Below are 12,963 nucleotides of genomic sequence, written 5' to 3'. Positions count from 1 at the left end.
CTCACTTAAACAACGCTTCCACAATAGAATGTGATTAACAGAGTTATTTCGTCAATTTGTTAAAGTCACCCGCTTTGAAAACATTCGATTTTTGCGAGCCGATATATTTTTTAAAGGCGGCGTTAACTTGTTCTGTGGTTAACGTTTTGTAATCCTCCACTCGCTCCTCGTAATAGCTTAAGTCGCGTTCCTCTTCCGTGGCATCAATTAAAATCCCCGCAACATAAGCATCACTGGCCCACTGACGTTTGCGCGAACTAATATAACCGTCAATCGCCCGCTGCACTTCTTCATCACTAAACCCTTCGGTATTGACCTTGTCAATTTCCTCCTGATACGCCTTAAGTACGTTATCCATATTTTCCGGTGCCGAAATTGCTGTTGCATAAAAAACGCCGGTATCATCTTTTGTTGAGGCTTGTAGGCCCGAGCCAACCGAGTAACTGTAACCTTCCTTGACACGAATTCGTGCACCAATGCGCGAAGTAAACGCATCGCCACCAAAGATTGAATTGGCGATAAATAACGCCGGATAATCATCATCGGTGGATTTAATCATCACAGGGTTAATCATATAGACCGAAGCGTTTGCCTTGTCCGGTGTTTCAGAACTTACCATTAGGCCTTGCTTATCGCGCAGATTGATCGGGATGTATTGGTATTCAATCTCTGACGTATAGGGATTTAACACTGCCTGTAAATGTTCAGAAACCGCTTTACTATCTACATTACCAACTACCGCAACATGGCCATTGTTGATGGCAAAAAATTCGTTGTATAGAGCTTCAAGTTTGACACTGTCTAACGCTTTGATGGCTTCAATCTGGGTATCGGTATCCATGTAGGCCTTTGGATGCCCTGTGGGATAATCAAATAATGTTTCACGATAGCTGTTTAATGCGACAGTACCGGGTTCCGTGCGCTGCTGGTTTAGCCCGGCAATCATGCCCTTTTTCGCGATATTCAGTTCTTTGGCAGGAAACGTTGGTGCAGCCAGTAACTCGCCCATATAATCAATAACCGCCGGCATGTTTGTAACATCGGTTTTAATATCAATACTAAACTCACCTATCGCATTAGAGCCAAATGACAAACTAGATTTCAATTGATCGAGACGGTCAGCAATTTCCGATTTGCTGTAATTTTCATTTCCCGCCTTGATTTGACCGCCAATAAATCCCATGGCTATGGCGTGACCATTTAATGCCTCTTCATTCGCGGTCGGAAAATACATTTTGATGAGCACTTCTTCTCCGCGAAGCTTTTTTGGGTAGATACTGACTTTGGTACCTTCCGGCCAGGTTTCAGTGTAAAGTCGTGCTTTAATATTCTCAACCGAATTATCGTAAACTTCTCCGGCAGTCACGGCATCTCTACCCACATAATCGCCAAGTATTTCACTGGCCACGGGAACCTTGGCGATTTGAGCTCTTTTCGGGTTTTGAGTGGGTAAAAAGCGTCCTAACGTTCGGTTCGAGCTGATTAAATATTTTTCGGCGACCATTTGTACTTGTTCAACGGTTACCTGCTCAACCAAGTCTCGGAAATAGAACATATACCGATAATCACCTTTAGCGATATATTCCGCTAAAGCCATACCAACGCCGGTCGCATTGCGCATCTCCTGCTCAACCTGCTTAGCGAGAAGTGCTTTGGCAAATTCGACTTCCTCTTCCGTAATCGGCTTGTTTCCGATATTTTCCGCGAGGCGAATCAATGCATTTTCCAACGGCTTAAGTTCGTCAATATTCTGGCCTTTCTCACCTTGGGCTAGAAATAAAATTTGAGTACCTTCTTTTAGAAAAAATGAGACTTGGGTTCCACCAGAGGTGAGATCCTTGTCCACTAAATCCTTTTTAATTCGACCACGGCTACCATCCGCAAGAATTACCTGCAATACCTGTAACGGCGCGGCATCCGGGTCTAGGCCAGATGGTCCATGATAGTACAAGCCCAGAAAAGGCACATCGCCTGTTCGGCGAAGGTTAACCACGCGCTCTCCATCTTGTGTAGGTTCACGGGTATACAATTTTTCGACCGGTTTTTGGGGTTGGTCAATCGCGCCAAAAGTTTGTTCTATTCGGTGTTTGGTTTTGTCACTGTCAAATCGACCAGCAACAATCAAGGTGGCATTATCTACGCGATAGTGAGAATGATAAAACTCACGTAACTTAGGAAATGGGAAGTTCTCAACATCGGAGCGGGCACCTATGGTTGAATTGGCGTAATTGTGCCAGAGGTTGGCCACAGAAGCCAAACGAGCCATGAGAATTCGTGACGGTGAGTTTTCATTGCGTTCCATCTCATTGCGTACGACCGTCATTTCACTTTTCAGTTGTTCTTCGGTAAACGTCGCGTTGACCATACGATCCGCTTCCATACCCAATGCCCAGTGCAATGAATCTTCACTGGCTTCAAATGATTCGAAGTAACTGGTTCGGTCATACCAGGTATTGGCGTTGGCAGCCATGCCACGTTGTTTAAATTCTTTGTCAATTTCCACATAATTAGTCGAACCTTTAAACAACATATGTTCAAGCAAATGAGCCATGCCTGTCTCACCATACTTTTCATGTACAGAACCAACTTTATAGGTGATATTTACCATGGTTTTTGGCTGCGAGTCATCTTTAAACAGCAGCACTTTTAAACCATTGCTGAGCATATACTCTTCAATGCCTTCGACATTGCGCACATACTCTAACGTGTGTGTTGGTAAATTTTCGGCCTGTTCAATGGTTGAATCTTCAGCCGTCGTAGGGGAATTATCATCAACACTAGAGCAGCCCATAAGCGCCGTTGTAAATGCCAGACAAAAGTAAAAATTCTTTTTAAAGATCATAAAGATCACCAATCCTGTGGAATTTCATTGAGTTAAATCATTATGGATAAAAGTCACGACAATTTAAAGGTTACACGAGTCTGCCAGGCAATTAAAAATGTAAAGATTTATCCGCCAGCTAAAGTGCTTCTCAGGTTGGAACACTCTAACTCATTCATTTCTCGCACTTTAAACAAGTCTGGCTTAACGATGTAAATTATCCATGCATTGTAAATCGTAGTCTTGTTTACAACGGATATCTTGCTAACTATTGACGCCTAGTCTCTTGTTAACTATGAATGTCTTGCTAACCATGGGTGTCTTGTTAACTATGGGCGTCTTGCTAACCATGGGTGTCTTGTTAACCATGGGTGTCTTGCTAACCAGTCTTGTTAACCATGGATGTCTTGTTAACTATGGGTGTCTTGTTAACCATGGGTGTCTTGCTAACCATGGGTGTCTTGTTAACCATGGGTGTCTTGTTAACCATGGGTGTCTTGTTAACTATGGGTGTCTTGCTAACCATGGGTGTCTTATTAACTTTGGATGTCTTGCTAACCATGGGTGTCTTATTAACTTTGGATGTCTTGCTAACCATGGGTGTCTTATTAACTATGGATGTCTTGCTAACCATGGGTGTCTTGTTAACTATGGGTGTCTTGTTAACTATGGGTGTCTAACGAATCATCCTCTCAATTGCGCGAATCGTTTGTAATTTAAGCCATAAAAAAGCCGACATCTGCCGGCTTTTTCAAGTTTTTCATCTGTATTTAGCAATCACACTAATTGGAAGTGGCGTTACGCTGCTGCTCTTCAATTTGTTGAGTGATGAACTCTGGTGATTGGGTGTTTCGACACAACCAATAATAGGCACCGGGTACAATAAATAACGTAAAGATTGTTGCCATCGCCACACCTGCGAAGATTACCACACCGATAACCATACGACTTTCAGAACCAGGTCCGGAAGCCAATACTAATGGGATTGAGCTACAGATAGTGGTGAAAGATGTCATCACGATTGGACGTAAACGCTGTTTTGATGCATGAATCAATGCATGTTCAAACGCTTCACCTTTATCACGTAATTGGTTAGCAAACTCAACAATCAAGATCCCGTTTTTCGCCGCCAGACCAATGAGCATCACAATACCAATCTGACTGTATACATTAAGGGTCATATCGAACATGTATAATCCAGCCAACGCACCAACCAATGCTAATGGTACGGTGATCATGATTACCAATGGATGAATAAAGCTTTCAAACTGAGCGGCTAAAACCAAGTAGGTAATAAGCAGAGCCAGAGCAAAGATTAGTAACATCGAGTTACCCGTTTCTTTTAACTTTTGCGACTGACCGGTGTAATCCACCGCGGCTTCCACTGGCAATTCATTTTTGACGATGTCATTGAGATAGTCCAGTGCCTCACCCAGGGTATAATCGTCTGCCACATTGCCGGTTAAGGTAATCGAACGCAGACGGTTAAAACGGTTCAAGTTTGACGAGGTAGCATTTTCAGTGATCGATACCAAATTCGACAATGCTACTAACTGCCCAGTCGATGACGAACGCACATATAAATTGTCTATCGAGCTTGGGCTACGATAATCATTTTCATCACCTTCGAGCATCACATCGTATTCTTCGCCGCGCTCAAGGTACGTGGTTACGCGACGATTCCCCAACATGGTTTCAAGCGTTGCGCCAATGTCCCCAACGGATACACCTAAATCCGCAGCCCTGGCGCGATCAATACTCACCATTAATTGCGGATAGGTTTCTTTATAATCACTATCCAAGCCAATAATCTTTGGGTTTTCCTGAGCTTTTGCCAAAACGATATCGCGCCAACGAGCGAGTTCTTCAAAGTCATTACCTTGTAACACGAAACCAATCGACTGACCGCCACTACCGCGACCACCGAGCCCACCACGCATCATCACAAACGCGCGGACATCGGTATATTGCGCCAAATCTCGATTAAACATATTCATAAATTCAAACGATGAAACCTTACGGTCTTCCCAATCAGGCAAACCAATAATGGCAATACCACCGGTTCCACCAAAACCAGGCACGCGAACCAGAACCCGTTCAAGAACCCCTTCGTCATGATAGTCCATTAATTTCGATTCGATCATCGTCATGTTTTCGGCATTACGTTCGAAACTTGCGCCTTCAGCGCCTGACATGATCATAAAGGCACTACCTCTATCTTCTTTTGGTGCATACTCAGAAGGCAGTTTGTCGAAGAGTACCCATAAGCTGGCAAAGGCTAAACCCATTACCACAAAAATCATCATCGGCTGTTTAATCACCGACACTAAACTATTGCCATAACTCGCTTCTAATTTGGCAAAGCCTTTATCAAGCAATTGCCCAAATGATGAGCTACGTTGACGGTGTTTTAATAGCTTGGAACACATCATTGGCGTTAATGATAATGCGGTCACTGAAGAGAAAATCACAGCTGCGGCAATTGCCAGAGCAAACTCGGTAAATAATCGGCCTATATCACCGGATAAGAAAATCAGCGGGACGAATACTGCGACCAATACCAGCGTTGTTGCCACAACAGCAAAGGCGACTTCGCGCCCACCGTTGTAGGCTGCCATGAGTGGTGTTTCGCCCTCTTCGATACGGCGATATATGTTTTCTAAGACAACGATGGAATCATCGACCACCAGACCGATTGCCAGCACGAGTGCAAGTAAGGTCAACAGATTAATGGAGAACCCCAGCGCCGAGAGAATGATCATCGAGCCAATCAAAGCAACGGGTACGGTGACGGCTGGAATAAACGTCGCCCGTATATTACCCAGGAAGATAAAGATAACCAACACGACCATTAACATCGCGATGCCTAACGTATTGTATACCTCATCAACCGATTGCTTAATAAATATGGAGGAATCATAACTGGGAATAATCGTTGTACCGGCAGGCAGGTTTTCTTTGATAATGTCCATTTCCGATCGAGCAGCTTCCACCACATCTAGCGTATTCGCGGTCGATTGCTTGATGATCCCGAGCCCGACCATGTTTTCACCGTATCCGCGAAACAGGGTTTCATCGTCTTCAGCCGTCACACTGACCTCAGCGATGTCACCGAGTCGAACCAGCGAATTATTGTCGCCGCGAGCAATCACCATTTGCGCGAAGTCCTGCGCCGTATTATAGCTTCGAGCGACACGCACATTAAAGTTACGATCGATGGATTTGACTTCACCCGCAGGTAATTCAATATTTTCTTTGCGCAGGGTCGATTCGATATCCGCTACCGTGATGTTGCGAGCCGCCATCGCCTGTCGATTTAATACAATTTTCATTGCATAGGTACGGCCGCCACCAACCATCACTTCAGCAACGCCATTGACCACCGCAAATCGGTCAACAATATAGCGATTGGCATAATCGGTAAGTTCCAGGGTATTAAAGACTTCCGACTGTAATGTGAACCAAACGATTACGTCTTCGTCGTCATTGGCTTTTTGGATCTCTGGCGATTCAGCTTGTTCTGGCAAGCGACCGATTTCGGAAGATATTTTGTCGCGTACATCGTTGGCCGCGCCATCAATGTCACGATCGATATCAAATTCGATAGAAATACGCGAGCGCCCATCACGGGACTGGGATTTAATATTTTTAACCCCCTCAATACCGCTAATTCTATCTTCTAACACTTGAGTGATTTTAGTTTCAACAATAGCGGCAGAAGCGCCGTTGTATTTGGTGGAGACGGTAATCACTGGCTTGTCCGTATCTGGATACTCACGTAATGGCAACATCAAAAATGCAACGATACCAAAGGTGATGATAAGGAGATTAAGAACCGTTGCAAAAACCGGGCGTTTAACGGATAAATCGGAAAGAATCATTACTCGTCTCCTTTCACCGTTGTTGGGGAGTCACCGATAATTTTCACTTGCGATCCATCACGCAACTTCAATGCACCTTCTACCACGACGTCTTCCGCTAAATCCAAGCCACTGATAATTTCAACAATGCCCGGTTTACGACGACCGATTATCACGGGTTTTCGCTTGGCCACGCCTTGCTCAGCAACAAATACAAAATGGCTGTCTTCGAAAGGGATTACCGCGCTCTCCGGCAATTGCATAATTTCTTCAACCTTGCGCTTAATTGCAATGCCCATCAACATACCAGGGCGTAGCTTACCTTCCATATTTGGTAGCTTTGCCCGTATTTGAATGGTGCGGGTCATAGAGTTGACGCGCGATGAAATACCAGTAACCGTCCCCTTAAAAGACTCATCTGGATACGCCACATTGCGGGCGGTAATCGTTTGACCAACCGAAACTGTGGGCAAAAAACGTTCTGGTATGGCAAAATCGACTTTAATGGTTTCTAAATCATCCAAAGACGTAATCACGTCACCATTGCTTATCAACGCGCCCACACTGACTTGTCTGAAGCCGAGTTGCCCCGCAAACGGAGCCTTAATGGTCAAGTTATCGAGAACCGCTTGTGCGCTTTTCAACTGCGCGCGTATCGATTGAGTTTTCGATAATTGCTCGTCACGCTGTGAAATGCTGCCAACATTACGATCGAGCAAATTATTGTATCGTTTCAATTGTGATTCTGCTTCGTCCAAGTTCGATTGCAGCTCTTTCACTTTGGCGAGTTCCTCGGCGTTGGCAAGTTGAACTAAAACGTCGCCCCTCTCAACTTTGTCACCATCATCAAAATAGATGGATTGCACGATGTCTGAATATTGCGCGGTTATCATCACTTGTTCATTGGCATTTGCAGTACCTAATGCTTCGAATTCGTCACTAAACTCTGCGCGGATCACCGGCGACGTTTTGACGGTAACCTGTCGAGCTCCACGTTCTTGCTCGGCACTTTCTTCTGGCCATTGTAAATAAACAATTAACGCTGATAAAACAACAGCTAAAATAATTAAAGGAAGGCGAGAAGCGTTTTGATTTTCCATGATATGAATTCTTAATATAAAACTGGCGTTAATATAGCTTAGATTGCCTTTTAACACGATAATCAAGTAAGCTAAATTCTATGATTTACAGTATTTTTACGATTAACAACATACGAATACATTTGAGATAAGGTTCAAAAGGATATCCCATGAAAAAATTAGGCATAATTGCGCTCATTATTTTGTTGTTTTGTGGTGCCGCACTTTGGTATTTGGCGTCACAGGATTGGAATGGATTTTTAAAATCACAATTGGAAATACGCGGTACTGCGCTGATGGGCGAACCCGTGACTGTACAGGAAGTTGACCTTAAATTAATGGAAGGTTTTGGCGCGATCAGAGGCTTCAAAGTTGCCAATCCTGAAGGTTTTAATGCTAAGCATGCCATTGACTTTGGCGAAGTGGCAATGGATATCGACTTGGAAAGTTTACGCGGCTCTCCTATCGTAATTGAACATGTCACAATTAAGGATCCAAAAGCCTTTATTGAATTTACCGGTACCGCTAGCTCCAATATTCAGGAGCTGATCAGCAATGTGAAAAAACAACTCCCAAAAGGCAACAAGCAGCCGCAGCCAAAAGCAGAAGATAAGCAAGAAACATTAATCGCAATAAAGAAGATCACGTTATCGGGTATGGCGGTTAAAGCAGACACCAGCAAACTTAATTCAAAAGTTTATGATGTCAATGTGCCAGCAGTTGAGCTAGGCAGTATTGGCGGTGACAAAGGGCTTCCAGCGGATCAAATCGGCGCGGAATTAGCGAACCGAGTGTTAGAGGTTGTGGAAGAACAAGCGGAAGATATGACCAAACAAACGATTATGGATAAGGCAGAAAAAGAAGGTAAAAAGCTTCTCGATAAGCTTTTTAAGAAAGACTAATCCATTTTACTCACTCAAACCAAAGGCGAGTCACTATAGGCTCGCCTTTTTCATTACCGATAGCTAATATTTAACTTGGTATACTGAGCCTGGACAGGTGAATTGAATACAAAAGTAACCCTGAAACAACAACTAAGAAATAACCTTATTGCCATAATCTCGATATTTATTGCGATCTCTTCGTTGGCTTACAACACCTGGCGCAATGAGCAAACGGAATATAACCGCAATATTCGAACCTCGTCTTTTGAAATCATCATGTCATTGGCACAATTGCAACTATTGGTCGATTACACGTATTACGACGACGTTAATAAGGGCGATCCTTTAAAAGGTTGGTCGTATGTGCTTTATATCCGGGATTTAACCTCGGCCATGTCACGATCCAGTCAGCATGCTTCTAATGAATTATTTACGGTGTGGCAGCAGAACTTTCAACAAATAGATTCCGATAAACAAAGTATTGAGGCGGTAACTAAGGCGATAAAAAAATGTCGCGAGCAGGTGTTAGCGGAATTAAAAGAACTTAAATAGCGGGCGAAATATAAACAGCACGATAACAAGAACTGAATAAGAGCGTATCAAGGAGTCAGCGTCATTGAACGTGCAACTGTTCTGCCCCTTGATATGCAAACATTTATCGTTAGTGTTTAGCCGCAAGGTTGGCGATATCTTCACCGAGTGATACTTGTGGGCGTTCAATCACACGGCCAATTTCCTGACCATCTTTAAATACCACAAAAGTCGGTGTGAACTTAACCTGGTATTTTTCCGCCATTCCGTCGGGATCGGATTTTTGATAATCCAGCGAAATCAGTTGATATTCAAGTTCAGGGAGCAGCTCGGCTAATTTTAAAAAACGCGGGACTTCACGCTGAGAATCATGACACCAGGTGCCAAAAAACACTTTTACCTTAATCGCTTCCGCATAAGGTTGTAACGCAGCAGTTTCCTGTTCCGTGACATCATAATTTTCATAGGACAGGGTGAACTGTGGATAGTCGGCTAACAATACACTCCCTTCCATTGCCCCGTAAGTTTGCTCAATATCGTCTGAGGAAGTCGATTGACACGCAGTTAGGGTGAATAGACAGGCCACTAATAGACCGTACTTTAGATAAGAATAAACATTGGCTGACATTTTAGCTCTCCTTTGTCTTATTAAGTAATTGCTGACTTTCGAGCAAGAAGCTTTGTGCATAATCACCGAACCAATCGGAAACCTGGGTAAAGGTATTTAAAAACAATTCCTTATCCTGACATTCGACCGCACTAAGCAAGGTTAAAAATCGTTCAGCATATCGTTTCATAACCGCGACATTATTACCATTAGAAAAGATAATGTCCGCATAAAGCTGTTTATCTTGAGCGAACAATCGGCCCACCATCGCTAATTCCAGACGATAAATCGGCGAACTCATATCCAACAAGCGCTGTAAGTCGGTGCCTTCTTGCATCAAATGATAACCATAGCTGATAGTCGAGAAATGACGCATGACTTGTACCATCGCCATGGTTTCATCATGCTCAGCAGCTGAGTAATACTTAAGCTCTGCCCCCCAAACCTGCAGTTGTTGCATTAACCATTCACAATGGTGCAAAGCACGTCCTTCACACACAATGACGGTTTGTTTGATCATGCCTGTCACACCCGGGCCAAACATCGGATGCAAACCAACCACAGGGCCTTTGTGAACGTTAAGCATATGGGTCATTGGCTCGGACTTAATTGAAGTAATATCGGCCAAAATGCAATCTTTATCCAGGTCACTCAGTTGATTTATCACTCGTTCCGTAACATTGATCGGAACGGCAACAATCACGAGATTCGCACCGGTTAAAATATTATCGGCGTTGGGCCAATCTTGCGCTTCCAGTGTGTGAACCTGATAGCCGGAACGCTTAAACAGGTCGACAAAAATACTCCCAAGTTGGCCTTTACCGCCGATTACGACAACTTTTTCGATATCGGCATTGACCTTTTGGTAGCCTCTTTCATCTTGCGATGAATAAGAATCACGCATAATACGCTTGAACAGATCCTGAATAAGATCCGGGGATACTTCATAGTCTTTACATTTATCCGCCAGACTGGCCAGCAAAGCCTGTTCGCGAGAGGGATCAAAAATAGCCACCCCAGCCTTACTTTTCAGTGTCCCGACCTGACTGGTGATTTTACGTCGTGTCGCCAGCAATGAGAGCAACTGGTGATCAATATCATCAATCTGCTCTCGTAGCGCCGATAGCTCGGCGCTAAACTTTTCGTCTGTTATTGGCATGCAATCAGCTTATTCGCTTACTGAGCGTCGCGCCCAATTTCTCATTCATCGAGAATAATAAAGTTTCCGTGCTTTGCCAATCGATACATGCATCGGTTACCGAAACCCCGTAGGCCAATTCGTCTTTTGGCGTATTGGCACTTTGGTTGCCACCATTTAAGTGACTTTCGAGCATAATCCCGATAATCGATTTATTACCTTCACAGATTTGATTGACGACATTATCGGCGACCAAAGGCTGACGATTGTGGTCTTTGCTTGAGTTGGCATGTGAGCAATCAATCACTAACGCAGGATCCAGTCCTTTGCTCTGCAACTGTTCTTCGCATAAAGAGACATTGACAGAATCATAATTCGGCTGCTTACCACCGCGTAAAATTACATGACCATCAGGGTTGCCTGAGGTTTTAATCAATGCAACCTGGCCCTGGCGGTTAATTCCCATAAACCGGTGTGACGATGCTGCAGATTGCAATGCATTGATGGCGACATCCAGACTGCCATTGGTGCCGTTTTTAAATCCAATTGGCATCGACAGACCACTGGCCATTTCTCGGTGAGTTTGAGATTCCGTGGTACGGGCACCAATCGCCGACCAGCTAAATAACTCAGCTAAATACTGGGGTGAAATCGGATCAAGTGCTTCTGTCGCCAGCGGCAAACCAAGCTCGGTAAGATATAGCAACAATTCTCGCGCTGTTTTCAATCCGGTGGTGACATCAAAGGTATTGTCCATATGTGGATCATTAATTAGCCCTTTCCAGCCAACCGTTGTACGGGGCTTCTCAAAGTAAACCCGCATAACGATGTAAAGGGTATCCTTGTACTGGTCATGCAATTTCTTCAAGCGACGACCATATTCTTTGGCCGCTTCCACATCATGCACTGAGCATGGGCCGGAAATGACCAGGAGTCTTGGATCGCGTTTGTGAATAATGTCCGCAATAATATCCCGAGATTGTAATATTGACTGCCGGTGATGATCTGCCAATGGGAATTGCTCGCGCAACGCATCTGGGGTGATTAGGATTTCTTCTGAGTTGACGTGAACGTCATTTAGTCTGGTGTTTTGCATTGTTACGACTTCCGATGAAATAAATAAAACTAAAAATAAAAACGAATAACGAGGGATCGGTAAAGGATTACCAATAAAGATAGGTAAGGCGGTAATATCGGAAATGTGGTTTAAAGTTTTGCATTGCTACTCGTTGTTATTGGAAACATACTCGCCTGAGTGAGACCTTTTTAACAAGCATTGTTTCAACTGGCAAGTATTTTTTGCACCTTTTGGCAATTTTATTGTACAGGCAATTGAAACCATTGATTTTGGGTGAGGATTTCATCGGTGACGAATGTATAAAACACATTCGCTGAGGACTTTGTCGAAGACGTAAACTTCGTCATTGTGGCGACGGCCGTAATCTTTCTTTTTAATGTTTAGATACCGGACTACGCCGGCATGACGATGGCGGCTTTGTGACAATAGCGGCTTTGTGACAATAGCGGGAATTAAATTCCCTCAAGGTCGAAGGTGGCAGGTTGCAAGTGCCAATAAGAGCAGTACGTATCGCAAGCGATACTCCGAGTACATGACGGAAAATCGTCACTTCGAGTACACAATCGAAGATTGTTCCGGGTATACAACGAAAAACGTCGCTTCGAGTACGCTGGTGTCATCAGCTCCGAATACACATTATTCCGAGAGAAAAACAACCTAATCTCGCGTCATTCCCTGCCGCGACAGGGAATCTATCACCACCGCTTGAACGGCTATGTGCCAATAAGAGCAGTACGCATCGCAAGCGATACTCCGAGTACGTGACGGAAATCGTCACTTCGAGTACACAATCGAAGATTGTTTCGGGAACGCGACGAAAAACGTCGCTTTGAGTACGCTGATGTCATCAGCTCCGAGGACACGCTGTTTCGAGTGAAAAGCAACCCAGCCTCGCGTCATTCCCTATATGGACTCCCGTTTCATTTCAAGGATACTATCAAAATAAATTGTAAAACTGCTTCCGC

At 44.1% G+C, this 12,963-nt stretch carries 9 protein-coding genes; 3 read left to right on the top strand and 6 right to left on the bottom strand.

What is annotated here, in order from left to right:
- Nucleotides 1-43: 43 nt before the first annotated feature.
- On the bottom strand, nt 44-2,842 hold the full coding sequence (locus FE810_RS09915; RefSeq protein WP_138319907.1) for a M16 family metallopeptidase: 2,799 nt from the start codon (nt 2,840-2,842) through the stop codon (nt 44-46).
- Nucleotides 2,843-3,219: 377 nt separating this feature from the next.
- On the opposite strand from FE810_RS09915, the gene FE810_RS09910 reads away from it, so the two are divergent.
- Nucleotides 3,220-3,501 carry a hypothetical protein gene (locus FE810_RS09910; RefSeq protein WP_138319906.1) on the top strand — a complete coding sequence of 94 codons (282 nt, stop codon included), beginning with the start codon at nt 3,220-3,222 and terminating at the stop codon, nt 3,499-3,501.
- A gap of 102 nt (nt 3,502-3,603) precedes the next feature.
- On the opposite strand, the gene FE810_RS09905 is transcribed toward FE810_RS09910, so the two are convergent.
- Nucleotides 3,604-6,702, bottom strand: a complete 3,099-nt coding sequence (locus FE810_RS09905; RefSeq protein WP_138319905.1) for an efflux RND transporter permease subunit — start codon at nt 6,700-6,702, stop codon at nt 3,604-3,606.
- On the bottom strand, nt 6,702-7,781 hold the full coding sequence (locus FE810_RS09900; protein ID WP_138319904.1) for an efflux RND transporter periplasmic adaptor subunit: 1,080 nt from the start codon (nt 7,779-7,781) through the stop codon (nt 6,702-6,704). Before FE810_RS09900 ends, FE810_RS09905 begins: the two co-directional genes overlap by 1 nt.
- A gap of 149 nt (nt 7,782-7,930) precedes the next feature.
- Here FE810_RS09900 and FE810_RS09895 point away from each other — a divergent pair, with 149 nt between their 5' ends.
- Both FE810_RS09895 and FE810_RS09890 read left to right on the top strand, forming a co-directional pair.
- Entirely contained in the window at nt 7,931-8,662 is a 732-nt protein-coding gene (locus FE810_RS09895; RefSeq protein WP_138319903.1) for an AsmA family protein, read from the top strand.
- A 102-nt stretch (nt 8,663-8,764) separates the two neighbouring features.
- Nucleotides 8,765-9,196, top strand: coding sequence for a hypothetical protein (locus FE810_RS09890; RefSeq protein WP_138319902.1), 432 nt, complete (start codon nt 8,765-8,767; stop codon nt 9,194-9,196).
- 109 nt (nt 9,197-9,305) lie between these two features.
- Here the strand turns inward: FE810_RS09890 and FE810_RS09885 are convergent, their stop codons facing one another.
- From FE810_RS09885 to FE810_RS09875, 3 genes are read right to left on the bottom strand one after another with little or no spacing between them, the layout of a single operon-like run.
- Complete coding sequence (locus FE810_RS09885) at nt 9,306-9,803, bottom strand: thioredoxin family protein (RefSeq protein WP_138319901.1); 498 nt, start codon at nt 9,801-9,803, stop codon at nt 9,306-9,308.
- Nucleotide 9,804: 1 nt separating this feature from the next.
- A complete protein-coding gene (tyrA, locus tag FE810_RS09880) occupies nt 9,805-10,941 on the bottom strand; it encodes a bifunctional chorismate mutase/prephenate dehydrogenase (RefSeq protein WP_138319900.1) in 1,137 nt (378 codons plus the stop codon).
- A 4-nt stretch (nt 10,942-10,945) separates the two neighbouring features.
- Nucleotides 10,946-12,016, bottom strand: coding sequence for a 3-deoxy-7-phosphoheptulonate synthase (locus tag FE810_RS09875; protein WP_138319899.1), 1,071 nt, complete (start codon nt 12,014-12,016; stop codon nt 10,946-10,948).
- Nucleotides 12,017-12,963: the final 947 nt, after the last annotated feature.

The organism is Thalassotalea litorea (assembly GCF_005843925.1).
GTDB classification, from domain to species: Bacteria; Pseudomonadota; Gammaproteobacteria; order Enterobacterales; family Alteromonadaceae; genus Thalassotalea_A; species Thalassotalea_A litorea_A.
This window is presented reverse-complemented; position numbering and strand designations above follow the sequence as displayed.

Excerpts from the sequence above, each read along its gene's own strand:
- FE810_RS09900 (WP_138319904.1), bottom strand. The coding sequence starts at position 7,781 with ATGGAAAATCAAAACGCTTCTCGCCTTCCTTTAATTATTTTAGCTGTT.
- FE810_RS09915 (WP_138319907.1), bottom strand. The coding sequence starts at position 2,842 with ATGATCTTTAAAAAGAATTTTTACTTTTGTCTGGCATTTACAACGGCG.
- FE810_RS09910 (WP_138319906.1), top strand. The coding sequence starts at position 3,220 with ATGGATGTCTTGTTAACTATGGGTGTCTTGTTAACCATGGGTGTCTTG.
- FE810_RS09885 (WP_138319901.1), bottom strand. The coding sequence starts at position 9,803 with ATGTCAGCCAATGTTTATTCTTATCTAAAGTACGGTCTATTAGTGGCC.
- FE810_RS09895 (WP_138319903.1), top strand. The coding sequence starts at position 7,931 with ATGAAAAAATTAGGCATAATTGCGCTCATTATTTTGTTGTTTTGTGGT.
- FE810_RS09875 (WP_138319899.1), bottom strand. The coding sequence starts at position 12,016 with ATGCAAAACACCAGACTAAATGACGTTCACGTCAACTCAGAAGAAATC.
- FE810_RS09905 (WP_138319905.1), bottom strand. The coding sequence starts at position 6,702 with ATGATTCTTTCCGATTTATCCGTTAAACGCCCGGTTTTTGCAACGGTT.
- tyrA (WP_138319900.1), bottom strand. The coding sequence starts at position 10,941 with ATGCCAATAACAGACGAAAAGTTTAGCGCCGAGCTATCGGCGCTACGA.